This window comes from Sedimentitalea sp. (assembly GCF_039973035.1).
Classification (GTDB): domain Bacteria; phylum Pseudomonadota; class Alphaproteobacteria; order Rhodobacterales; family Rhodobacteraceae; genus Sedimentitalea.
Genome location: NZ_JBDWLR010000042.1, coordinates 34,249 through 56,778, shown reverse-complemented (window position 1 = coordinate 56,778; position 22,530 = coordinate 34,249). Strand labels below are relative to the sequence as shown.

The window sequence follows — 22,530 nt, the reverse complement described above, 5'->3', positions numbered from 1 at the left end:
TCATGGCAAGCATCGGTAAAATCGCCCGCCGCACATTTCTGATCGGCTCTGCCGCCATCGTCGGTGGCGTGGCCTTTGGTGCCTACTATGTGTCGCGTCCCGCCCCCAACCCATTGAAACCCGCCGAGGGCGAAGCCGCGCTCAATCCCTTTGTGCTGATTGATCAGCAAGGCGTCACCCTGTTTGCCCCGCGTGCCGAGATGGGCCAAGGGGTCAAGACCACCTGGGCCGCGCTGATCGCCGAAGAACTGGATGTCGAACTGGATCAGATCCGCGTGCTGCACGGCCCGGCCGCCGCCGCCTATTACAACAGCGCCCTGATGGGCGAGGTCCTGCCCGGTAAGGGATATGACAAATCCGATTTCATGCATGGTGTTGCCGAAACCCTTGGTAAGATTGGCAAGGTCATTGGGATGCAGGTCACCGGCGGATCAACCTCGATGGTGGACGGGTTTGAACGTATGCGTGCCGCAGGGGCCTCGGCCCGCGAGACCTTGAAAGAAGCTGCCGCCCAGCAACTCGGCTTGGACCGGCAATCGTTAAAGACAGCAGACGGCAAGGTGATCGCGCCGGACGGAACCGAGATCGCCTATAGCGAGCTGGCGGTCGCTGCGGCCGCGCTTGATCCGGTAAAGGCCGGTGTGCGTCCCTCGACTGAATGGCGCCTGCTGGGCAAATCGCAGCCACGCGTCGACATGGTGGGGAAATCCACGGGCACCGCCGAATTCGGCATTGATGTTCGGCTGGACGGGATGAAATTTGCCTCGGTTCGGATGTCTCCTCGCCACGCGGGCATGACGAAATTTGACGCGACAGCAGCAAAACAGATGCCGGGGGTCGAAAAGGTGATCGATCTTGGCACCGGCGTGGCCGTTGTCGCCAACAACACCTGGATTGCGATGCAGGCGCTAGAGAGTCTCGAAATCGAATGGGAAGAGGCCCCCTATCCGCCCGAGACCGATCAGATATTGGCCAAGATCGCAGCTGCCTTTGGCGCCGACGCAAATTCGACCATGCGCGATGATGGTGACGTGGAAACGATCCCCGCAGGTGCCACCGAGGTCCGTGCCGAATATCAAGTCCCCTATCTTGCGCATGCGACAATGGAACCGATGAACGCCACCGCGCTGTACTCCGGCACTCAGCTTGACATCTGGTGCGGCAATCAGGCCCCTATATTCGTTGCCCGCCATTGCGCCAAGGCTGTCGAGCTGGAACCCGAAGCGGTTGACGTGCACACCACCTATCTTGGCGGCGGCTTTGGGCGTCGGGGCGAGGTGGATTTCGCCGTGCTCGCCGCGCGTGTGGCCAAGGAAATGCCTGACGTTCCAGTTCAGGTCACATGGTCGCGCGAAGAAGACATGCAGCATGATTTCTATCGCCCCGCCGCCATCGGGCGTTTCCGGGGCGCGGTGCAGGATGGCAAGGCGGTGATGCTGGACGGCGGCATCGCGGCCCAGTCCTGCGCACATCAGGCGATGGGCCGCTGGATGGGCGCACCCGCTGCTGGCCCCGACAAGACCACGGTCGACGGGGCCTTTAATGCGCCCTACGCCATTCCGAATTTCCGCGTCCGGGGATATCTCGCCGATCTTGCCGTCCCCGTTGGTTTCTGGCGCTCGGTCGGTGCCTCTGTCAACGGGTTCCTGCTGGACAGTTTTATCGATGAGATGGCCCATGCTGCGGGGCGTGATCCGCTTGAGTTCCGGCTTGAACTTGCCATGGCCGAATGGGCCCCTGCCGCTGCCTGCCTTGAAACAGTGCGCGATATGTCAGGCTGGACCGGCAAGACACCAGAGGGTGTCGGGCGTGGCGTCGGCTTTACCTACAGTTTTGGCACGCCGGTTGCGCAGGTGATCGAAGTCGTCGACGAAGACGGCACGATCCGCATCAACAAGGCCTGGATCGCTTGTGATGTCGGGATTGCATTGGACCGCAGCATCATCGAGGCGCAGATGATCGGCGGTATGAACTATGGCCTGTCTGCCGCCTGTTTCGGAGAGATTACCTTTGCCGATGGCGAAGTCGAACAGATGAACTTTCCCGACTACGACGCGATTCGCATGCATACCGCACCGATAACCGAAGTCGCGATTCTGGAGAACAAGCGCCACATCAGCGGTGCGGGTGAACCGGGCACCCCGCCATCGATGCCGGCACTTGGCAATGCCCTGTTCGATCTGACCGGAACGCGGGCGCGCGAGTTGCCCTTCAGCAAAAGCTTCGATCTGCTGCTTTGACTGCGCTTCAGGCCGGGCTCTGCGGGCCCGGCCAATCCTTCAAGAGATCTGCCAATACCGCCCAATCGGTATATTCCATGTCAGCATTTGGGTCGACTTTCTGCCCCTTTCGCGCCGCGATCCAACGCAGCGCCCAGAATTTGAAAAAATCATATTCGGTGAACCGAAACGCACCGGCAACGTGATGCACGGCACCTGGGGTCCATCCGGTTTCGTGGCAAAACGCCTGAGCCATCCGGTCAAGATCGTCCATCTCGGACTTTTCACCTCCCGCAGCCGACAAAGAAACGACGAGCAATTTGGTCGGAAGTCCGTTCAACGCCGGTGCGCTCGCCTCGGCGAAAGTGGCCAGTTCGCGTTGCAATCGTCCGATGTGCACTGATCCAGCGAGGATCGCGGCATCAAAACCCGCGAGGTCCAGCGCCTCTGCGTCGTTCACAGCCAGAACTTCGACATTGTGACCGCCCGCAAACAGCTGATCGGCACAGAAGCGCGCGATCTTGCGCGTCTGTCCTTCGGTTGTGGCATAACAAATCAAGATCTTCATGTGCTGTCCTCCGCTTTGCACGGACAGTCTGCACGAAATTGAATACCCCGGCCTTGCGCCGGATCAAGGTGTCCGGGGGATCAGGCGCTCTTTTGCAACGGAGGACGCGCCGCCCAGGCCCGCACCGCATCGCCAAACGCTGTGAACAGCGGGCGCGACACAGGGTCATTGGCGGCATCCCATTCCGGATGCCACTGGACTGACAGGGTAAAACCCGCCGCGTTTTCGACATAGATCGCTTCGGGCGTGCCATCCGGCGCATAGCCATCGATCACAATGCGGGAACCGGGTCGTTTGATCCCCTGCCCGTGCAACGTGTTGGTCATCACCTGAGTGGTACCAAACAGATTGTGAAACACACCGCCCTCGGAAAATTCAACCATGTGGCGCAGCGCAAATTTCTCTTCCATCGTGCCGTCGGGCGGCATCCTGTGGTTCATGCGCCCCGGCAGGTCGCGAATTTCAGGGTAAAGCGTCCCCCCCATGGCGACGTTGACCTCTTGAAAACCACGGCAAATCCCAAAGAACGGCTGCCCACGTTCGACACAGGCCCGCACCAGCGGCAGGGTAATCGCATCGCGTGCCCGATCGAACGCCCCATGCGCCTCGGTTGCGTCCTCGCCATATTCCTCGGGATGCACGTTCGGACGCCCCCCGGTCAGCAGGAACCCGTCACATGTCTCAAGCAACTCCTCGACCGACAGATATCTCGGATCGGCGGGGATAAGCAGTGGCATGCACTTGGCGACTTCGGCGACGGCTTCGGAATTATGTGACCCGCCCGCGTGGGCGGGGTATTCGTCATTGATCAGGTGCGTGTTACCGATGATGCCTACAATTGGGCGCGTCATGTATTTGCCTGTCCGCTTTTGTTTGGACAAGTCTAAGACGCCCCGTGACGTTCGGCAACTCCCGGACCCTGCATGGCGGCGCAAGTGGGTGTGTTGTGACGCACCATTGCGCAGAGAACAGGCAGGTTAGATTTCGCCGGTCAGACCCGCGGCCTCAATTCCCGCTATCGCGGCGGCGGCGTCATTGTCTGACGTATCCCCGGTCACGCCAACGGCCCCGATGACAACACCTTTCTTGTCGCGCAACAGCACGCCACCCGGCACGGGGACCATCTGACCGCCAAAGAGCCCGTTCACCGCGCCCATGAAATAGGCCTGCTGTTCCGCCCGCGCCATCTGCGCCGTTCCGGCCATGCCCAGCATCACCGCCCCATAGGCCTTGCCATGTGCAATAGCAAAGCGACCCGGAGAGGCCCCGTCTTCGCGTTCAAACGCCTGCACGTGGCCGCCCGCATCCAAAACCACCACCGACAGCGGCTTGAGCTCCAGCTCGCGACCTTTCTCAAGTGTCTTGCGGATGATCGTACGCGCCTTGCGCAATGAAATCGTCATGTCTGCATTCCCATTTTTTTGCTGAAAACAGCGTTGGCAAACACGAGAGGGCAGACAGCCCCCTCGTTCCCAAATTTTGCCTTACGCGCGACCGGCGGCTTTCAGCTCCAGACGCCGCGCATGCAACACCGGCTCGGTATAGCCTGAAGGTTGCTCGCGTCCCTTGAACACCAGATCACAGGCCGCCTGAAAGGCGATCCCGTCAAATCCTGGTGCCATTGGACGATAAAGCGGATCACCGGCATTCTGCCCGTCCACGACGGCGGCCATCCGGCGCATCGCATCCTGCACCTCTGTCTCGCTGACGATCCCATGGTGCAACCAATTCGCGATATGTTGGGCCGAGATCCGGCAGGTCGCGCGGTCTTCCATCAGTCCGACGTTATTGATGTCCGGCACCTTGGAACAGCCGACGCCCTGATCGATCCAGCGCACGACATAGCCCAGAATGCCCTGTGCGTTGTTCTCGACCTCACGGGTTTTCTGTTCGTCCGTCCAACGCTGATACGTCGCCAGCGGGATGGTCAACACGGCATCAACATGCGCGCGCCGCCCCCCTGCCTTCAGTTTGTCCTGAACCGCGAACACATCGACCTTGTGATAGTGCAGCGCATGCAATGTCGCCGCCGTCGGGCTTGGCACCCAGGCGGTATTGGCTCCGGCGCGGGGATGGGCGATCTTCTGATCCAGCATCGCCTCCATCATGTCGGGCATTGCCCACATACCTTTGCCGATCTGCGCCTTGCCCTGTAGACCGCACTCCAGCCCGATGTCGACATTGCGGTCCTCATAGGCCCCGATCCAGTCCTTGCGCTTGATGAAGTCCTTGCGCGAAAACGGCCCCGCCTCCATCGACGTATGAATTTCATCCCCGGTGCGGTCCAGAAATCCTGTATTGATGAAACAGACGCGGCTCTTGGCGGCGCGGATGCATTGCTTGAGATTGACGCTGGTGCGCCGCTCTTCATCCATGATGCCTATCTTGACCGTGTTGCGCGGCAGGCCCAGCGCATCCTCGACCATGTCAAAGGTGCGCGCGGCAAAGGCGACCTCTTCGGGGCCGTGCATTTTGGGTTTCACAACATAAACCGATCCCTTGACCGAATTGCCCCCGTCCCTTTTCAGATCATGCATGGCAATCAGTACGGTCACCATCGCGTCCATCAGGCCTTCGAACGTTTCATTGCTCGCGTCGTCGAGTATTGCCGGGTTGGTCATCAGATGACCCACATTCCGGACAAGCATCAGCGCCCGCCCCTTGAGCGACAGTGTGCCCCCATCCGGCGCGGTATATTCCCGATCAGGATTAAGTGCGCGGGTGACGGTCTTGCCGCCCTTCTCCAGCGTCGTGGCCAGATCGCCCCGCATTAGGCCCAGCCAGTTGCCATAGGCCAGCACCTTGTCTTCGGCGTCGACACAGGCAACGGAATCCTCGCAATCCATGATCGCGGTCATCGCGCTTTCCATCAGCACATCGGCAAGACCTGCCTGATCGTGGCTGCCAATGGGGTGCGCACGGTCAAAGACCAGTTCCACATGCAGCCCGTGATTGACCAGAACCACCCCGTCCGGCGCCTTGGGATTGCCGCGATACCCGACGAATTGCGCCGGGTTTGCGAGCGGCTGACCGTCAACCAGCAACGCCCCATCATGAACATGATAGCGGCGCACATCGGCATGGCTGGCACCGGCAATCGGAAAGGCTTCGTCCAGAAACACCCGCGCCCGCGCGACAACCCGCGCGCCGCGCCCGCGATCATACCCACCCGCAGGCGGCGTACTGCCCATGGCATCTGTACCGTAGAACCCATCATAAAGACTGCCCCAGCGGGCATTCGCAGCATTGAGCGCATACCGTGCATTCGTGACCGGAACCACCAACTGCGCGCCCGGAACCGTGGCGATCTCGGGATCGACGTTTTCCGTATCGATCTGGAAGTCATCGCCCTCGGGCAGCAGATAGCCGATTTCCTCAAGGAACGCCTTGTAAGCCACGTGATCGTGCGTTTTGCCGCGATGCTCAAGGTGCCAGGCGTCGATCTTGCCCTGCAGCTCTGTGCGTCGCTCCAGCAATGCGCGGTTCTCCGGACCCAACTCGTTCATCACTCGCGCAAGGCCAGCCCAGAACTGATCCGCGCTGATATCCGTCCCCGGGAGCGCCTTTTCTTCGATGAACTCCACAAGTTCGGGCGCAATTTGCAGCCCCTGGATCACGGTTCTTTCGCTCATTGAGGTCCCTCTCTTGAGATGTGCACGAATGTATACCGGGCTTGTTAGATCGAAAGTTTCCGATAGGCAACAAGCGACCACAATACGAGCGCTTAAGGCCAGCGGTCGTCTCAGAACGCGCATTTGTCGGGCTTGCGGGAACCCATCATGTTCCAAAGCCATCGTCACCATAGCTACAGATCAACGACATCGGCCGGTTGCACCTCTGGGCGCGCGAACCTAACGTCCCGCAACAACACCTGCCTCACTCCGGAGACCAATCCCCATGAAGGACACCGCCCCACAGACAATCTATCTGAAGGATTACACGCCCTTTGGATTTGTCGTTGAGTCCGTTCATCTGACATTTGATCTGTCACCCAACGCGACGCGGGTCACCAGCCGCATTGCCTTTGCCCCCAACCCCGAGGCGACGGACCACAAGTTCTTTCTGCATGGCGAAGAACTGACATTGATCAAGGCGGCGATCGATGGGCAACCGGTGACCCCGGAGATTACGGACGAAGGGCTGACCTGCCCGGTTCCCGACGCATCCTTTGTCTGGGAATGCGAAGTCGAAATCGACCCACAGGGAAACACGGCGCTAGAAGGGCTCTACATGTCCAACGGCATGTATTGCACCCAATGCGAGGCCGAAGGGTTCCGCAAGATCACCTACTACCCCGACCGGCCCGACGTGATGAGCGTGTTCACGGTCGAGATCAAAGGCCCCCACCCGGTACTTTTGTCCAACGGCAACCCGCAGGTGCAGGGTGAGGGTCACGCGATCTGGCATGATCCCTGGCCCAAACCGGCCTATCTCTTTGCCCTCGTCGCGGGCGAATTGGTGGCCCACTCGGACAGCTTTGCGACATGCTCTGGCAAGACGGTTGATCTCAACCTTTATGTTCGCGCCGGAGACGAAGGCAAATGCGCGTTTGGTATGGAAGCGCTCAAAAAGTCCATGAAGTGGGACGAAGAAGTCTATGGCCGCGAATACGATCTGGACGTGTTCAACATCGTTGCGGTGGATGATTTCAACATGGGTGCGATGGAAAACAAGGGGCTGAACGTCTTCAACTCTTCCGCCGTGCTGGCAAGTCCGGAAACGGCGACCGACGCAAATTTCGAGCGTATTGAGGCGATCATCGCCCATGAGTATTTCCACAACTGGACCGGCAACCGCATCACCTGCCGCGACTGGTTTCAGCTGTGTCTGAAAGAGGGGCTGACCGTCTATCGTGACAGCCAGTTCACCAGCGACCTGCGCAGCGCACCCGTCAAGCGGATCAGCGATGTGATCGAACTGCGTGCGCGCCAGTTCCCCGAGGATCAGGGGCCACTGGCGCATCCGGTGCGGCCCGAAAGCTTTCAGGAAATCAACAACTTCTACACCGCGACCGTCTATGAAAAAGGCGCTGAGGTCATCGGCATGCTGAAACGGCTGGTCGGCGATGCCGATTATGCGCGGGCGCTTGATCTCTACTTCGCGCGCCACGACGGGCAGGCCTGCACCATCGAAGACTGGTTGCAAGTGTTCGAGGATGTCACGGGCCGCGACCTCACGCAATTCAAGCGCTGGTATTCGCAAGCAGGTACGCCGCGCCTGTCGGTGCGTGAAGAGTGGAACGACGGCACCTATACGCTGCACTTTGCACAGTCGCTCGCGGCCAGTGCGTCCACATCCGATCCACAACCACAGGTGATTCCGATCAGCCTTGGCCTGCTGGGCCCCAATGGCGACGAAGTCCATGCCACCGAAACGCTTGAACTGACCGAAGCCACGCAGAGCTTTGCGTTTGAAGGGTTGGCGGCAAAGCCAATTCCATCAATCCTGCGCGGGTTTTCCGCACCGGTCGTGCTGGACCGCGAGGTCGACACCGCCGAACGGGCTTTTCTGCTGGCCTACGACACCGATCCGTTCAATCGATGGGAAGCGGGCCGTGCATTGGCCCGCGAAACGCTGATGAACATGGCCACGTCCGGCGCGCCTGCGGGGGCGGATTATCTGGACGGTATGCTGGCGGTGCTGCGCGATGCGGATCTCGATCCGGCCTACCGCGCCTTGATGCTGGGCCAACCGAGCCAGTCAGAACTGGCCGCCGCCCTGGCCGAAGCGGGCACCACACCCGATCCTGATGCGATCTGGCAAGCCAGCGAAACACTGGCGTTGACAATGGCCCAACATGCTCAGGATGTGCTGCCGCGCATTCTGGCCGAATGTCGCGTGGATGGCCCCTATCGCCCGGACCCGGATCAGACCAGCAAACGCGCGCTTGGTGCGCGGGCCCTGTCACTGGTCACGCGTCTGGATGGCGGCACGCAGGCCGCAGCGCAGTATTCGGCGGCGGACAACATGACTTTGCAACTGTCTGCCCTCGGCTGTCTGCTGGCAGCCGGCAAAGGCAGCGAAGAGGTCGCGGCCTTTTACGACCAATGGCAGGACGACCGGCTGGTAATCGACAAATGGTTCGGGATGCAGATTGTCCAAGCCGCACCAGACAAGGCCGCTGCTGTTGCCGAGACCCTGACAGAGCACCCGGATTTCAACTGGAAGAACCCCAACCGTTTCCGCGCCACGCTGGGTGCGCTGGTGATGAACCACGCCGGTTTTCATGCAGCCGACGGATCGGGCTATCGCCTGCTTGCGAATTGGCTGATCCGTCTTGATCCTGTGAACCCGCAGACCACGGCGCGTATGTGTAGCGCATTCCAGACCTGGCGGCGCTATGACAGCGACCGCCAGTCCAAGATCGCGACCGAACTTGAGCGTATTGCGGGCGCACCGGACCTGTCTCCTGATACGACAGAAATGGTCAGCCGCATTCGCGACGCCTGAAGCCCCAAAGCGCTTCGGCTTTGACGTGCTATACCGTCGATCAACTAACGCGTTGAGCTTTATGATTTCAACGCGTTAGGTAACGCAGGCTGATGTCGAAACGCATTAGCTGGGGCAGGCCCGATCAAACCGTGAAGCCGGATAATTGCGGTCCATCTCGCTTGGCAACAGCGTCAGAAAGCCATCTTCGTCGATCTGATCCGCCAGCGACAGAACCATTGTGGCCATCTGGCGGACCAGTTCCGCCTCGTTGGTGGGATCATTTTCGCCGTGTGAGAAATCCATCGGATCGGACAGCAGGCGCTGGCCCAGAGCCCGGATCCGCTCGGGTGACACCGGATGACTGCTGCTGTCGCGCGCTGCTGTCAGCGGGTCCTGCCACCACGCGGCCATATAATACCACAGCACCCCCATCGGCACGCCGCCAAGCCGGGCAAAATGCTCGAGCGCGAAGAGATCAGCGGCGGTTTCCTGTTGCTGACTGATGGCGGCGCCGACGCCCGGTGTATGCTCCAGCAGCAAATGCCCGGTCTCATGCGCCAGAATAAACTGCAGCCCCGAAGAGAAAATCTTGGTCGAAACATCGTTGGTATAGGCATCGGCCAAGGCCACTTCGCGATCGATAGAAAAGGCTTTCAGCGGGGTCGGCAATGGCCGCCCCTTGCGCAGCAGGGAATAAAGATAGGATTGCAGATATTCCGGCTGACAGGATTTGCTTTCAAACCACGCAAACAATGTCGCCACGTCATCGAAGAAGCGGATCGAGCTGAGCGGCATATAAATGGTCTGAGTCGACGGTTCGGCATAAAAGGCGAGCGGGTTGGGCCCATTGCGTGGAAATGCCAAGGTGATGCCTGCGGCCTTGGGGCGCAGATCGCGCGGCAACAGCCTTATGATGTCTTCGACAAAGACACTGCGGATATTCGGAACCGACCGCTCATTTACACGCTGCAGGTCGGCGTCGTCATATTGCATCTGTGCCGCTGCTGGCATGCCCAGTGCGACGGTCAGGATCAGGTGTGTCAATCTCAGCATAGCTGGTGCCTCTCTTCAAAGACTGCCCGAGCAATTGCATTCGGGGACGCGGTGGACCTGCCCGTTGCCCAATCCGCAAAGGTCTCAGGATCACCCCAATCCGCGCTCCAGACCGGTGTCATCAGCGCCAGTTTGATGTCAGCCATGTCGTCCTGCAAACGCGGGCTGACCGCTTGGTCCTGCAGCAGGCAATTCAGACTGCGCACCCGCCGGTGCACGGTGGCAAGGTCATAGCCAACCGGTGCGGTCTCAGCTCCGGCACCGCCAGCGGCCCCAAGAAATTGCGATTGACCACCGCTGCTCTGTGCCAGCTCAGTCGGCGCACCAGTCTGTGGCGAGGCGTCGACCTTGATTGGATGCGAGAGGCTGACATAGGCATAACCGACGATGACCAGCAGCGCGAACACCGGCGTCGAAAAGACGAAAGAGCCGGCAATGCCAAGCGATCCCCCCTGCGCCAGATCGATTTTCTGCACCGAACGCCAAAATCCGATCATCAGGATAAGGGCCACGACAATCACGGTGGCAGTCAGCGTCATGCGCTCGAACATTCGAAAGAGTATAATCGGATCTGCAGTATCTATCATTGCAAAATGCCTTTCAAATAGCCGAATGATACCATATTTTCCTTCGATGTGCAGAAAGAACCAAACCCGCGCCCCTTGCGCATGCAACACAGGCTTCCCGCATCGGCCGACACCACTCGCGGGCCGCAAATGATGGCTGCGGATTTCATCTTTGAGCGCAACGCACGTACCACCCGGATGGCGATCCTTTTGACCTTGATCTATGTGGTGCTGATTGCGGCGGTGGTGGTGTTGGACGCCGCTATCTCGCTGGTTGGTGGGCTGGCCCTTTTGACGCTTCCCGCCCTCTGGGATTTCTACCAAAATACCGCCGCCGGATTGTGCCTGAGCGACAGGGCCTTGCAATGGCACAGCGGGCGTCGGCGAGGCGAATTGGAACTGGACGAAATCGACCACATGCGGTTTGACACGCGGTGGGATTTGTCGGTGCGGGTCCGCGCGGTGTTGCACAACAAGAAACGCGTACAGCTGCCGTTTGAAGCTACACCGCCACACCGCGCGTTTGAAAAAGCGCTTGAGATGCGCGGCATAAGGGTCAGACGCAATCATTTTGCATTCTTCTAGGTCGCAGCGCCCCCCTTGCGACGCTTGCGCCGCTGGCCTAGAAGGCAATCCATCACCGACAAGAGGCACGCCATGCTGGACCTGAGCTATACAACCCCCAAGCCCAAGATCATTGCCGGAGCCAAGCATGACTGGGAACTGGTCATCGGCATGGAGGTGCATGCGCAGATCAGCTCGAACGCCAAACTGTTCTCGGGCGCATCGACCAAATTTGGCGCAGAGCCGAATTCAAACGTTGCCTTCGTGGATGCGGCAATGCCGGGCATGTTGCCGGTGATCAACGAGTATTGCATCGAACAGGCCGTACGCACAGGACTTGGCCTGAAGGCTGAGATCAACCTGGCAAGCGCCTTTGACCGCAAGAATTATTTCTATCCCGACCTGCCGCAGGGCTATCAGATTTCGCAGCTATACCACCCGATCGTCGGCGAAGGCGAAGTGCTGGTCGAGATGGGCGATGGCGTCGCGCGACTGGTGCGGATCGAACGTATCCATATCGAGCAGGACGCCGGCAAGTCGATCCATGACATGGATCCTAACATGTCCTTTGTCGATCTGAACCGGACCGGTGTGGCGCTGATGGAGATCGTCTCGCGTCCCGACATTCGCGGCCCCGAAGAGGCCGCCGCCTATGTGACCAAGCTGCGCCAGATCCTGCGCTATCTCGGGACCTGCGACGGAAACATGCAGAACGGCAACCTGCGCGCGGACGTGAACGTGTCGATCTGCCGCCCCGGTCAGTACGAGAAATATCAGGAAACACAGGATTTTTCTCATCTCGGCACCCGTTGCGAGATCAAGAACATGAACTCGATGCGCTTTATTCAGCAGGCGATTGATGTCGAGGCACGGCGTCAGATCGCGATTGTCGAAGGCGGCGGGACCGTCGATCAGGAAACCCGGCTCTATGATCCGGACAAGGGCGAAACGCGGTCGATGCGCTCCAAGGAAGAAGCGCATGACTACCGCTACTTCCCCGATCCTGACCTGTTGCCCCTTGAGATCGAAAAGGGCTGGGTCGATGACATCGCGGCCAGCCTTCCGGAATTGCCGGATGACAAGAAGGCGCGTTTTATCAAGAACTTTGGCCTGTCCGACTATGATGCGTCGGTGCTGACGGCTGATCTGGAATCCGCAGGCTATTTCGAAGCTGTCGCAGAAGGCCGTGATGGCAAACTGGCGGCGAACTGGGTGATCAACGAACTGTTCGGGCGGCTCAAGAAAGAAGACCACGATATCGGCGAAAGCCCGGTATCCCCGGCACAACTGGGCGGCATCATCGAGTTGATTTCCAAGGGCGATATCAGCGGCAAGATCGCCAAGGACCTGTTTGAGATCGTCTATACCGAAGGCGGAGACCCTGCGGACATTGTCGAGAAACGCGGGATGAAACAGGTTACCGATACAGGCGCCATCGAGGCTGCAGTCGACAAGGTGATCGCCGAAAACCCGGCGCAAGTGGAAAAGGCCAACGCCAATCCAAAACTGGCCGGTTGGTTCGTGGGTCAGGTGATGAAGGCGACGGGTGGCAAGGCCAATCCCAAGGCCGTGAACGAGATCGTGGCCGCCAAGCTGGCGCTCTGAATTCCAGCCAAACCGTTCGAAATCGCCTGATCCGCATCGAACCCGGATCAAGCCAATCCGTGTGATCAAACTCGGACGGGTCCCGCCCCTACTCTGCGTGGAAAAACCGCGTTAGGGTTGGTACAGGCAGGTCAAGGGAGAAGACTATGAGCGCGCCATTCATGTCCAGTGTGATGACCGTTAAACCGGAGTGGATCGATTATAACGGCCATTTGAACATGGCATACTACAACGTGCTGTTCGATACCTGCGGCGACGAGGCCTACGAACTGCTGGGCTTGGGGCCGGACTATGCCAAGACGCGGGGTTTCACGACCTATACGGCAGAGTTCCACATCTGTTACGTGCGCGAATTGCACGAGGGCGACCGGGTGCGGGTAAGTTTCCAACTGGTGGATCATTCGGACAAGAGTTTTCACTGCTATCAGGAACTGTTCCACGAGGATGGCTGGCTTGCCGCAACGGGCGAAGCCTTGGGGCTGCATATCGACATGAGCGGGCCCAAGGTTGCACCCTTCCCGCCGGATGTGGCCGAAAAGTTCGCGGCGATGGCGGCCGCGCAGGCGGGTCTGCCCCGGCCCGACAAAGCCGGGCGCAGTATCGGGATCCGGCGATAGGGCTGGTGTTGATCGCAATCGCGCTGTTATAGGAAGCGCGCAGAAAGAACTCGGGATCGCAGACATGTCACGCTATGAATACAAGGTCGTCCCTGCCCCGCAAAAAGGGCAGAAAACCAAGGGTGTCAAAACGCCCGAGGGACGCTTTGCGTTATCGGTCGAGGCGGTGCTGAATGAACTGGCCGCGTCAGGCTGGGAATACCTGCGAGCCGAATTGTTGCCGAGCGAAGAGCGCACGGGCCTGACCGGGTCGGCGACTCACTGGCGCAATGTGCTGGTGTTTCGCCGGGCGCTTGAAGATGACTCAGCCGTGGTTGCCCCGGTGATGGACACGCCCGCAGTCACCGCCCCTGCCGTTGTGGCGGCCCCACCGGTCAATGTCGAAGAACCGGTGCGCACGCCTCCGCTGGTATCAGGCGTCGAGCCAACGGCCGAGCGGCAGGAGAGCGAACGCGACCCAACCTGACCGATGCGTCAGGCCTTGGCCGGAACGGTTTCGGGATCGGGCTTCGGCAGCGAAAGAACCAGCGCGAGACCAAGTATCGCCATGACCAGAAGCCCGCTGAAGGCGATCACGTAGTTGCCCGTGGTGTCGAAGACGAGACCGGCCAGGATCGGGCCGAGCGCGCCGCCGACAGTCCCAAAGAACAGCACCGTGCCAAAAATCGCCCCATGCGCGCGCAGGCCAAAGAATTCGGCGACTGTGGGAGAGACCACGGTGAAGAACCCGCCATGTCCAAAGCCATAAATGGCTACCGCGGCAAAAAGCGCAATCTGGGCATGGCCGAGGATCAGAACGGCAAGACCAGCGATCAGGGCCGCAAAGCAAAGAATATACCCGTTGCGCCCACCAATGCGATCAACCAGTCCGCCCACCGATAGCCGCCCCGCGATGCTCGCCGCCCCGATCACCGAAAGCAATGTCGCCGCAAAGGGCGCGCTCATCCCGATGTCCATGCCATGAACCGCCACGTGCAGCGGTACGGTGAACAGCGAAGGCATCAGCAGAAACTGGACAGCACCAAGCGTCCAGAACGCACGGGTGCGGCGGACCGAGTCAAACGTCATCCCCTGCGGCGCGGAAAGAGGATCGGCACTGGCGGCAACCGGCGGGCTTCGCATGGCCATCGCGGCGGTGAAAAGCAGGATTGCCGCAGACACGCCTAGAATTATCAACGCCATGCGCCAGCCAAACCCGGCGATCAGCAGCGCGGCAAGCGGCGGCACAATGATCTGCCCGGTGGCGGTGCCGACCTTGACAAGCCCGGTCATGATGCCCCGGCGCGCCGAGAACCAACGCCCAATGGTGGAGAGCGTTACAACATCATGCGAGCCAAGCCCCAGCCCGAGGAAGGTGGCAAAGATCAGGTATAGCTGCCACGGCGCGTTGATCTGCGACATGAGAACATAGCCCAGACCATAGCTGAGTCCGGTTACGGCCAGCACCCGGCGCGGCCCGAACCGGTCGCTGAGACGGCCGCCGACCATTGCAAGCAGCCCCATCATGAAAAAGGCAAGAGTTGAACAGCCTGACAACAGTGTGCGCGACCAGCCGAACTCGGTCTCGAACGCCTTGATGAAAATGCCATATGAAAACAGCAGACCGATGATCGTGAACTGGGTCAGGCAGGCCCCGAACACCACCGCAAGACGCCCATTCATGATTGATGACCTTCCGACTGTTCCGTTGCCCCCGGCCGGGCGCTCGATCTTGCCTACGCAGCGCCCCTGACTTGGTCAAGTCATGGGCTCTTGATCTCGCTGCGTTGCAGCGGTACCGATAAGGCATGAAACCCAAACTGTTGACGACTCTTCCGGGCTATACGCGCGCGGAATTCGGGGCCGATGTGGTCGCCGGGATCACTGTTGCGATGGTCGCGCTGCCCCTGAGCCTTGCCATCGCCATTGCATCGGGCGCGGATCCGTCCAAGGGACTAGTGACGGCGATCGTAGCCGGGTTACTGATTTCGCTGATCGGCGGCAGCCGCGTACAGATCGGTGGCCCGACCGGCGCGTTCATCGTGGTGGTGTTTGGCGTGATTGTCGAGCATGGCTATGACGGGCTGGTGCTGGCAACGCTGATGGCGGGGATCATCCTGTTGACCGCCGGGTATCTGCGAGCGGGCAGCCTGATTTCCCATGTTCCGGAACCGGTGATTAACGGCTTTACCATCGGCATCGCGGTGATCATCGCGACCAGCCAGATCAAGGATCTGCTGGGTCTTGAGATGCGTGAGGTGCCTGCGGAATTCATTGCCAAGGTAACCGCGCTCTGGGACTCGCGTGATACATTGACGCTTGCCGCCTGTTCCATTGGCGTGGGGACCATGGTCCTTATCGTCCTGCTTCGGCGGCTGTCTCCGCGGTTTCCCGGATTGATTGTTGCGGTTGGGTTGATGTCGGCCATCGCGCTTTGGGCCGGGTTCCCTGTGGATACAATCGAGTCGCGCTTCGGCGCCTTGCCCGCTTCCCTACCCGTTCCACATCTCCCTGAAATCACATTGGCGCGGGTGGTTGAATTGCTGCCTTCCGCTGTGGTGATCGCGTTTCTCGCCGGAGTGGAATCGCTGTTGTCGGCGATGGTTGCCGACCGGATGATCGGAGGACAGCATCGCCCCAACGCAGAGGTGCTGGCGCAAGGTGCGGCCAATATCGGATCGGCACTATTCGGCGGCCTCCCTGCGACCGGGGCAATTGCACGCACCGCAACCAATGTTCGCGCCGGCGGGCGCACACCTGTCGCGGGAATCGTGCATGCGCTGACCATCTTGCTGATCATGCTGGTGGCGGCCCCGTTGGCGGGAAAACTGGCGCTGCCCGCACTGGCCGGGTTGTTGATCCTGACAGCCTGGAACATGAGCGAGCCGCACAAATGGCGCGGCTATGCGTCCGGCCGACGATCCGACAAGTTCCTGCTGGTGCTGACACTGGTTCTGACCGTGGTCGCCGACCTGACCGTTGCAATCGGCGTCGGCGTCGCACTTGGGCTCGCCCTGCGCCTGCGCCGCCGGGACGTGCCGCCACCCGGATGGACGCCGCCGGATCGCTGAGCGGCACGACCGTGTCAATACTCCGAAGTTTGGCAGGTCTTTAAGTGCAGCAGATATCGGAGCCCATCGACAAATATCAGCCTGCGTTCAGATGCCAATATCCAGCGACAGCGCGTGAATACGCCCTACAAGATCAGCCCCAAGCGCCTTATGTACAGCGCGGTGTCGTTCAATCCGGGACTGATCGCGAAACGCCTCTGACCGGATACGGACGTTAAAATGGCTTTCGCCGCCCTCCTGATACCCGGCATGGCCGCGATGACTTTCACTGTCATCGACAACATCCAATATCGTCGGGGAAAAAGCGGCCTGAAGCCGCTCATGAATATCGTTGGTGACGCTCATATTTTGTAATTGCGGAAATTTTTTTGCCGCACCCTCTTCTATCTCACGCCACATACTTTAAACTCTGGTCTCCGAAACTGAAAGATGCCCGTGCAAAGGTTCCACCGATGACAAAATCAGACCCCTTTGGCTTTGACATGTCGATCAAGTCAGCCAAGAAAAAGAACCCGCGCGGACGCCGGGGGATGTCGGGCGCCTCCGAAACCTCGGTGCGGCAATGCGAGCACCCGGGATGCACGGAGCCGGGCAAGTTCCGCGCACCCAAGGCGCCGGACGTGCTGGATGACTATTACTGGTTCTGCCAGCAGCACGTGCGCGAATACAACCTGAAGTGGAATTTTTTTGACGGAACCACCGAGGCCGAAATCAACGCGCAGCAGTCCAAGGACAAGGTCTGGGAGCGCACGACCAAGCCAATGACCGACCCCGAAGCACGGGCCTGGGCACGGTTGGGCATTGAGGACCCGCATCAGGTGCTGGGCGCGAATGCAACGCAGAACCCGGGCAGGGGCGGAGGTGCCGGAAAACGTTTACCGCCCACGGAACGCCGGGCGATCGAGATTCTGGAAGGCAAGGACAGCTGGACCAAGACCGAGGTGCGCAAAGCCTATAAGAAGCTGATCAAGGTGCTGCATCCGGACATGAACGGCGGCGACCGCAGTCAGGAAGAACAGCTGCAACTGGTGGTCTGGGCCTGGGATCAGATCAAGGTCAGCCGGAATTTCAGAGACTGAGGTACTTACGCTCTGGGCCTCCAACGTCCGGCTTTAGCCCGAGCGAACAGATTATGGCACTATCGAGAGGTCGGTTGGCTCTGGCTTGGCACCCGCAGCCGTCAGCATAGCGTGGACCTGCCCCCGGTGGTGGGTCTCATGATTGAAGAGTTCAGCAGCACAGAGAGCCGTTGATCTTTCGATCCGGGTTGAACCGCCCCCAGGATACCAAACAAGCGTACCGTTGAGCTCAGTATCGGCCAATCGGGCCGCCCATTCTTCGATTTCATCGTTGCGTTGCGAGCGTAGCGCTTTGAAATCGTCCCAATTTGACGGGCTGGTCAGAGAGTGCGTGATGGTTTCTTCTGGGCGCTCGTTGCCTTTTATTCGCTGCAACATCAAGGCATCAGCCCAGTAAAGATGGTTCAGAGTAGCCGCAATCGATTGGAAGAACGCACCTCGATCCTTCCAGCGATCCGCATTGCTGAGTCCATCGGCGGCGCTTACCAAAGAGATGTTTTGCCACGTATTGTAGCGAGCCATGAGCCGACAGTATTCGGATGAGATCATTTTCTCAGCCTCCAGTGATTTTTGATGTGGGTTGAATCTGAGACGCTAGTGCAGAAGCGTCTTGGCTGGCGCTATTCGACACCGTGATCTCTGGCATAAATATCCTGATCGGATTGCCAATACGGCCAGTTCACAGGGGCAAGATCAGTCATCTTATGGGTTGCGTCAAGCGTCGGGGATGATCGTTTCGTCTCGCGTTGCCGACCTACAATCATTGGATGGCGAACCGATTGTCAGGATGGCCGCTGCGCTATGTCTGTCCGCACCTTATCAAGAAACCTCCAACTCAGTGCCTTGTTGGATCGAATTTCACCGCCCGTCCCCTTGCCCTTGCCCGCTTAATGTTGCACCACACGCGGGTTCAGCCCCCAGCCGGGGGGACCGAGGATAAGGACAACGGGCATGGCCGACGGCGCGATTGAGATGAATGCGAAACCAACCGAAGACGTTTCGGTGCGGGAAGTGTTTGGAATTGATACCCCTATGACAGTTAAGGGGTTTGCCGATCGCAGCGACCGTGTACCCGAAGTGGACCAGACCTATAAATTTGATCCGGATACCACGCTGGCCATTCTGGCCGGGTTCTCGCACAATCGCCGGGTGATGATCCAAGGCTATCACGGAACAGGGAAATCGACCCATATCGAACAGGTTGCGGCCCGGTTGAACTGGCCGACCGTTCGCGTCAACCTTGACAGCCACATCAGCCGGATCGACCTGATCGGCAAGGACGCGATTAAGCTGCGTGATGGCAAGCAGGTCACCGAATTCCACGAAGGCATCCTGCCCTGGGCGTTGCGCAATCCGACCGCGATCGTCTTTGACGAATATGATGCGGGCCGTGCCGACGTGATGTTCGTGATTCAGCGGGTGCTGGAGCATGACGGCAAACTGACACTGCTCGATCAGAACGAGATCATCACGCCGAACCCCTGTTTCCGGTTGTTCGCAACATCGAACACTGTGGGCCTTGGCGACACGACGGGTCTGTATCACGGCACCCAACAGATCAACCAGGCGCAGATGGACCGTTGGTCTCTGGTCGCGACGCTGAATTATCTGAGCCATGACGCCGAAAGCGCCATCGTTCTGACCAAGGCACCGCACTACAACACCGAGAAGGGTCGCAAGACCATCGGTCAGATGGTGACCGTGGCCGACCTGACCCGCACGGCGTTTATGAACGGTGATCTGTCTACGGTGATGAGCCCGCGGACCGTGATCACCTGGGCGCAAAACGCCGAGATTTTCCGCAATGTCGGCTATGCGTTCCGCCTGTCTTTCCTCAACAAATGCGACGAACTGGAGCGGCAGACCGTTGCCGAGTTCTATCAGCGTTGCTTTGACGAAGAGCTGCCGGAAAGTGCTGCAAGCACCGCGTTGGGATAAGCGACCGTATCAATACCAATCGGGATCGGCATTTTGGCCGATCCCGATTGCACGGTCACATCGCAGGGCGTGATTGCTTTGTATGGGCCAACGCATAGGTCCATTCGCCATCCCTGCGCCGAATCTGGCGCGGCCCGAGATCGGCGTTCAGTGCCTTAGCGACTTGTGCCAGATTCGGATGTTCTGCATGGAGCACTCTGATCTGACCATAGACCGACGGGCGCAGTGGCAGACGACAGTTGTAAATCGGTGGCAGGACATGAGACCGCCCTGCCCCTTGCCACAATGCCACGCGCAACAACCACTGATCACTGCCGCCTTCGTAACCGCGTGACAACAGGCTCTGCCAATACTTGATCAGATCAGTGGTGGCCTGCCGGCCGGACAGGAACAGAACGCCGCTGTTCCACTCGGTAAACGCATCAGGCGTGCACGGCAGATCGCCTGGCGCGGGATAGCCGAGAAATTCGCGCTGATCATAGATCGGCGCGTGGACCCCCATATAATCGAATTTGTCCAGCATATCCCACGCCGACTGCAGCGGGCCGCAGATGTAGGTGTCATTGTCGAGATACAGGAAATCCGAGCCACAGGCGGCCCCGATCGCCGCGGCTTTCATCATCGGGTCATGCCAGGCGCTGTCGCGCGGTGTCAGCGTGTCGATCAGGCGGATATCCGCGTCAAGATGCGCGAGACGTGGCGCCCAGTCGGGCGTTGTATGAATTTCGATCTTCGCCTCGGGGTGAAAGCGTCTGAGCGAAGCGATCGAGCCTTCCATCTGCAAGACGTACTTTCGCTTTCCGTAAACACAATATACAACGCGCAAGACCGGTTTCCTTCGTATTCCCATGTGCGGCCAACACCGACCGGACTAGATCATCTTGCGTGGGATACACCCGACGCGCAACGCCAACCCTCAGACTGTCGAGCATCGCAATGGCCATCAAATCCGACAACCCTGCCGATCCGTTCAAAAAGGCGCTGGCCGAAGCGACCAAGGTGATGGCGGACGATCCCGAGTTGTCGATCAGCTATACAGTTGATCCCTCGGGCCTGTCGGGCGACGCAATGCGCCTGCCCCAGGTCAGCCGCCGCATGACACGCGACGAGGTGTTGCTGGCACGCGGCACCGCCGATGCCTTGGCTCTCAATCGTAAGTATCACAGCAATGCCACCCACGCGCGCTATGCCCCGCCGGGCGACATGGCGCGTGAGCTGTACGAGGCAATGGAAACGGCCCGCTGCGAAGCGATGGGCGCGCGCGACATGCCGGGCACGGCAGGCAACATCGATGCCAAGATCGGAAATGATGCGTTACGCCGGGGATATGATCAGATCACCCAGGCCTCAGAGGCACCGCTGTCCGTGGCGGCGGGCTATCTGATCCGCCACCTCGCCACCGGGCGAGACATGCCGCGCGGGGCGCAGAACGTCATGGAACTGTGGCGCGGCTTTATCGAGGACCAGGCCGGCGGCACATTGGAAGACCTGCAGGAACGGCTGGCCGACCAGACCGAATTTGCCAGATTTGCGCGCAAGGTGATTGCCGATCTGGGATATGGCGATCAACTTGGCGAGGATCCGGACAGCGAAGACGAGGATCAAGAGGATCAGGCCGAGGATGATACCGAGGACGATCAGGATCCCGACAGCACCGGTCAGGATGATGACGACGACAGCGCCGATGCCGATCCGGAACAGACACAGGACGATCAGCAGGACCAGTCTCAGGCACAGGTCAGCTCTGACGATCTCGCCGATCAGGATCTGACCGAAGATGCCGAAATGCCCGAAGGCGAAGCGCCGCTCGAGCCTCCTGCCCCGCAGCCGATCTCGGACGCTGATCCTGATTACAAGGTCTACAAGACCGACCACGACGAGGAAATCGCCGCCGAGGATCTGGCCGAGCCGGTCGAACTGGAACGGCTGCGCGCCTATCTGGATCAGCAGCTTGAACCCTTGAAAGGCGCCGTGTCGCGGCTGGCCAACAAGCTGCAGCGCCGGTTGCAGGCACAACAGAACCGCAGTTGGGAATTTGACCGCGAAGAAGGGATTCTGGATGCCGGGCGTCTGGCACGCGTGGTGGCGAACCCGACCACTCCGCTGAGTTTCAAGGTCGAGAAAGACACTGAATTCCGCGATACCATCGTGACGCTCTTGCTCGACAATTCCGGCTCCATGCGAGGACGGCCAATTTCGATTGCTGCGATTTGTGCGGATGTTTTGGCCCGCACGTTGGAACGCTGTAACGTCAAGGTCGAGATTCTCGGCTTTACCACTCGGGCGTGGAAAGGCGGGCTGGCGCGCGAGGCATGGCTGAACGATGGCCGCCCGCAACAGCCGGGACGGCTGAACGATCTGCGCCACATCATCTACAAGCGTGCGGATGCCCCATGGCGACGGTCGCGCGACAATCTCGGTCTGATGATGAAAGAAGGCCTGCTCAAGGAAAACATCGACGGCGAGGCGCTGGAATGGGCGCACCGGCGGATGGTGAACCGGCGCGAGGCCCGCAAGATCTTGATGGTGATTTCAGACGGTGCGCCGGTCGACGATTCGACCCTGTCGGTGAATCCGGCCAGCTACCTGGAAAAGCACCTGCGCGATGTGATCGAGATGGTTGAACGGCGCAAAGCGGTCGAACTTCTCGCCATCGGCATTGGCCATGACGTGACCCGCTATTACGAACGCGCCGTGACGATCACCGATGTCGAGCAATTGGCCGGCGCCATGACCGAACAGCTTGCTGCCTTGTTCGATGCCGACCCTCGCGCCCGCGCACGGGTGATGGGGATTAAGCGAGCGAGTTGAGGCGGTTCGGCGGTTTGAACTAAAAAAG

General features: G+C 59.7%; 20 protein-coding genes. 10 read left to right on the top strand and 10 right to left on the bottom strand.

The annotated features are described in order from the left end of the window. Positions 1 to 2: 2 nt before the first annotated feature. Positions 3 to 2,240: a molybdopterin cofactor-binding domain-containing protein gene (locus ABJO75_RS08970; RefSeq protein ID WP_348135398.1), complete on the top strand. Its 2,238-nt coding sequence runs from the start codon at positions 3 to 5 to the stop codon at positions 2,238 to 2,240. A 7-nt stretch (positions 2,241 to 2,247) separates the two neighbouring features. On the opposite strand, the gene ABJO75_RS08965 is transcribed toward ABJO75_RS08970, so the two are convergent. The 4 genes from ABJO75_RS08965 to ABJO75_RS08950 all read right to left on the bottom strand — a co-directional run bounded on the left by ABJO75_RS08965 (position 2,248) and on the right by ABJO75_RS08950 (position 6,419). Then, a complete protein-coding gene (locus ABJO75_RS08965; RefSeq protein WP_348135397.1) occupies positions 2,248 to 2,787 on the bottom strand; it encodes a flavodoxin domain-containing protein in 540 nt (179 codons plus the stop codon). Positions 2,788 to 2,867: 80 nt separating this feature from the next. Further along, entirely contained in the window at positions 2,868 to 3,638 is a 771-nt protein-coding gene (locus tag ABJO75_RS08960) for a gamma-glutamyl-gamma-aminobutyrate hydrolase family protein (RefSeq protein ID WP_348135395.1), read from the bottom strand. 126 nt (positions 3,639 to 3,764) lie between these two features. After that, on the bottom strand, positions 3,765 to 4,190 hold the full coding sequence (locus ABJO75_RS08955; protein ID WP_348135393.1) for a heme-binding protein: 426 nt from the start codon (positions 4,188 to 4,190) through the stop codon (positions 3,765 to 3,767). Positions 4,191 to 4,271: 81 nt separating this feature from the next. Further along, on the bottom strand, positions 4,272 to 6,419 hold the full coding sequence (locus ABJO75_RS08950; protein WP_348135391.1) for a malate synthase G: 2,148 nt from the start codon (positions 6,417 to 6,419) through the stop codon (positions 4,272 to 4,274). 265 nt (positions 6,420 to 6,684) lie between these two features. Between ABJO75_RS08950 and pepN the strand changes: the two genes are divergently transcribed. After that, complete coding sequence (gene pepN / locus ABJO75_RS08945; RefSeq protein ID WP_348135389.1) at positions 6,685 to 9,237, top strand: aminopeptidase N; 2,553 nt, start codon at positions 6,685 to 6,687, stop codon at positions 9,235 to 9,237. A 105-nt stretch (positions 9,238 to 9,342) separates the two neighbouring features. Here pepN and ABJO75_RS08940 read toward each other — a convergent pair whose 3' ends face one another. Together ABJO75_RS08940 and ABJO75_RS08935 are read right to left on the bottom strand one after the other, a co-directional pair. Beyond that, positions 9,343 to 10,272, bottom strand: coding sequence for a hypothetical protein (locus ABJO75_RS08940; protein ID WP_348135387.1), 930 nt, complete (start codon positions 10,270 to 10,272; stop codon positions 9,343 to 9,345). Beyond that, positions 10,266 to 10,859 carry a hypothetical protein gene (locus ABJO75_RS08935; protein WP_348135385.1) on the bottom strand — a complete coding sequence of 198 codons (594 nt, stop codon included), beginning with the start codon at positions 10,857 to 10,859 and terminating at the stop codon, positions 10,266 to 10,268. The genes ABJO75_RS08940 and ABJO75_RS08935 overlap by 7 nt, the downstream gene beginning before the upstream one ends. Positions 10,860 to 10,991: 132 nt before the next feature. On the opposite strand from ABJO75_RS08935, the gene ABJO75_RS08930 reads away from it, so the two are divergent. The 4 genes from ABJO75_RS08930 (at position 10,992) to ABJO75_RS08915 (ending at position 14,090) form a co-directional block, all read left to right on the top strand. Then, positions 10,992 to 11,423 carry a hypothetical protein gene (locus tag ABJO75_RS08930; RefSeq protein ID WP_348135383.1) on the top strand — a complete coding sequence of 144 codons (432 nt, stop codon included), beginning with the start codon at positions 10,992 to 10,994 and terminating at the stop codon, positions 11,421 to 11,423. A 72-nt stretch (positions 11,424 to 11,495) separates the two neighbouring features. Next, positions 11,496 to 13,007 carry an Asp-tRNA(Asn)/Glu-tRNA(Gln) amidotransferase subunit GatB gene (gene gatB, locus ABJO75_RS08925; RefSeq protein WP_348135380.1) on the top strand — a complete coding sequence of 504 codons (1,512 nt, stop codon included), beginning with the start codon at positions 11,496 to 11,498 and terminating at the stop codon, positions 13,005 to 13,007. Positions 13,008 to 13,153: 146 nt separating this feature from the next. After that, positions 13,154 to 13,624 carry a thioesterase family protein gene (locus ABJO75_RS08920; protein WP_348135378.1) on the top strand — a complete coding sequence of 157 codons (471 nt, stop codon included), beginning with the start codon at positions 13,154 to 13,156 and terminating at the stop codon, positions 13,622 to 13,624. A 64-nt stretch (positions 13,625 to 13,688) separates the two neighbouring features. Then, positions 13,689 to 14,090, top strand: coding sequence for a DUF4177 domain-containing protein (locus ABJO75_RS08915; protein WP_348135376.1), 402 nt, complete (start codon positions 13,689 to 13,691; stop codon positions 14,088 to 14,090). A gap of 8 nt (positions 14,091 to 14,098) precedes the next feature. Here the strand turns inward: ABJO75_RS08915 and ABJO75_RS08910 are convergent, their stop codons facing one another. Next, positions 14,099 to 15,286 (bottom strand): MFS transporter, encoded by a 1,188-nt coding sequence (locus tag ABJO75_RS08910; protein ID WP_348135375.1) that lies wholly within the window; start codon positions 15,284 to 15,286, stop codon positions 14,099 to 14,101. A 125-nt stretch (positions 15,287 to 15,411) separates the two neighbouring features. On the opposite strand from ABJO75_RS08910, the gene ABJO75_RS08905 reads away from it, so the two are divergent. Further along, positions 15,412 to 16,674, top strand: coding sequence for a SulP family inorganic anion transporter (locus ABJO75_RS08905; protein ID WP_348135373.1), 1,263 nt, complete (start codon positions 15,412 to 15,414; stop codon positions 16,672 to 16,674). An 87-nt stretch (positions 16,675 to 16,761) separates the two neighbouring features. Here ABJO75_RS08905 and ABJO75_RS08900 read toward each other — a convergent pair whose 3' ends face one another. Beyond that, the gene (locus ABJO75_RS08900; RefSeq protein WP_348135371.1) at positions 16,762 to 17,019 is read right to left on the bottom strand and encodes a BolA family protein; all 258 of its coding nucleotides are present in this window, start codon (positions 17,017 to 17,019) and stop codon (positions 16,762 to 16,764) included. Between the two features lie 107 nt (positions 17,020 to 17,126). Between ABJO75_RS08900 and ABJO75_RS08895 the strand changes: the two genes are divergently transcribed. Further along, the gene (locus tag ABJO75_RS08895; RefSeq protein WP_348135369.1) at positions 17,127 to 17,753 is read left to right on the top strand and encodes a J domain-containing protein; all 627 of its coding nucleotides are present in this window, start codon (positions 17,127 to 17,129) and stop codon (positions 17,751 to 17,753) included. Positions 17,754 to 17,804: 51 nt separating this feature from the next. Here the strand turns inward: ABJO75_RS08895 and ABJO75_RS08890 are convergent, their stop codons facing one another. Further along, positions 17,805 to 18,302, bottom strand: a complete 498-nt coding sequence (locus tag ABJO75_RS08890) for a DinB family protein (RefSeq protein ID WP_348135367.1) — start codon at positions 18,300 to 18,302, stop codon at positions 17,805 to 17,807. A 402-nt stretch (positions 18,303 to 18,704) separates the two neighbouring features. Here ABJO75_RS08890 and cobS point away from each other — a divergent pair, with 402 nt between their 5' ends. Beyond that, the gene (gene cobS / locus ABJO75_RS08885; RefSeq protein ID WP_348135365.1) at positions 18,705 to 19,691 is read left to right on the top strand and encodes a cobaltochelatase subunit CobS; all 987 of its coding nucleotides are present in this window, start codon (positions 18,705 to 18,707) and stop codon (positions 19,689 to 19,691) included. 55 nt (positions 19,692 to 19,746) lie between these two features. Here cobS and ABJO75_RS08880 read toward each other — a convergent pair whose 3' ends face one another. Further along, complete coding sequence (locus ABJO75_RS08880) at positions 19,747 to 20,517, bottom strand: hypothetical protein (RefSeq protein WP_348135363.1); 771 nt, start codon at positions 20,515 to 20,517, stop codon at positions 19,747 to 19,749. A 110-nt stretch (positions 20,518 to 20,627) separates the two neighbouring features. On the opposite strand from ABJO75_RS08880, the gene cobT reads away from it, so the two are divergent. Next, a complete protein-coding gene (gene cobT / locus ABJO75_RS08875; RefSeq protein WP_348135360.1) occupies positions 20,628 to 22,502 on the top strand; it encodes a cobaltochelatase subunit CobT in 1,875 nt (624 codons plus the stop codon). The last annotated feature ends 28 nt before the right edge of the window (positions 22,503 to 22,530 follow it).

Bases quoted from the DNA above. Each gene is read 5' to 3' on its own strand.
- ABJO75_RS08970 (WP_348135398.1), top strand. From the start codon at position 3: ATGGCAAGCATCGGTAAAATCGCCCGCCGCACATTTCTGATCGGCTCT.
- ABJO75_RS08965 (WP_348135397.1), bottom strand. From the start codon at position 2,787: ATGAAGATCTTGATTTGTTATGCCACAACCGAAGGACAGACGCGCAAG.
- ABJO75_RS08960 (WP_348135395.1), bottom strand. From the start codon at position 3,638: ATGACGCGCCCAATTGTAGGCATCATCGGTAACACGCACCTGATCAAT.
- ABJO75_RS08955 (WP_348135393.1), bottom strand. From the start codon at position 4,190: ATGACGATTTCATTGCGCAAGGCGCGTACGATCATCCGCAAGACACTT.
- ABJO75_RS08950 (WP_348135391.1), bottom strand. From the start codon at position 6,419: ATGAGCGAAAGAACCGTGATCCAGGGGCTGCAAATTGCGCCCGAACTT.
- pepN (WP_348135389.1), top strand. From the start codon at position 6,685: ATGAAGGACACCGCCCCACAGACAATCTATCTGAAGGATTACACGCCC.
- ABJO75_RS08940 (WP_348135387.1), bottom strand. From the start codon at position 10,272: ATGCTGAGATTGACACACCTGATCCTGACCGTCGCACTGGGCATGCCA.
- ABJO75_RS08935 (WP_348135385.1), bottom strand. From the start codon at position 10,859: ATGATAGATACTGCAGATCCGATTATACTCTTTCGAATGTTCGAGCGC.
- ABJO75_RS08930 (WP_348135383.1), top strand. From the start codon at position 10,992: ATGGCTGCGGATTTCATCTTTGAGCGCAACGCACGTACCACCCGGATG.
- gatB (WP_348135380.1), top strand. From the start codon at position 11,496: ATGCTGGACCTGAGCTATACAACCCCCAAGCCCAAGATCATTGCCGGA.
- ABJO75_RS08920 (WP_348135378.1), top strand. From the start codon at position 13,154: ATGAGCGCGCCATTCATGTCCAGTGTGATGACCGTTAAACCGGAGTGG.
- ABJO75_RS08915 (WP_348135376.1), top strand. From the start codon at position 13,689: ATGTCACGCTATGAATACAAGGTCGTCCCTGCCCCGCAAAAAGGGCAG.
- ABJO75_RS08910 (WP_348135375.1), bottom strand. From the start codon at position 15,286: ATGAATGGGCGTCTTGCGGTGGTGTTCGGGGCCTGCCTGACCCAGTTC.
- ABJO75_RS08905 (WP_348135373.1), top strand. From the start codon at position 15,412: ATGAAACCCAAACTGTTGACGACTCTTCCGGGCTATACGCGCGCGGAA.
- ABJO75_RS08900 (WP_348135371.1), bottom strand. From the start codon at position 17,019: ATGAGCGTCACCAACGATATTCATGAGCGGCTTCAGGCCGCTTTTTCC.
- ABJO75_RS08895 (WP_348135369.1), top strand. From the start codon at position 17,127: ATGACAAAATCAGACCCCTTTGGCTTTGACATGTCGATCAAGTCAGCC.
- ABJO75_RS08890 (WP_348135367.1), bottom strand. From the start codon at position 18,302: ATGATCTCATCCGAATACTGTCGGCTCATGGCTCGCTACAATACGTGG.
- cobS (WP_348135365.1), top strand. From the start codon at position 18,705: ATGGCCGACGGCGCGATTGAGATGAATGCGAAACCAACCGAAGACGTT.
- cobT (WP_348135360.1), top strand. From the start codon at position 20,628: ATGGCCATCAAATCCGACAACCCTGCCGATCCGTTCAAAAAGGCGCTG.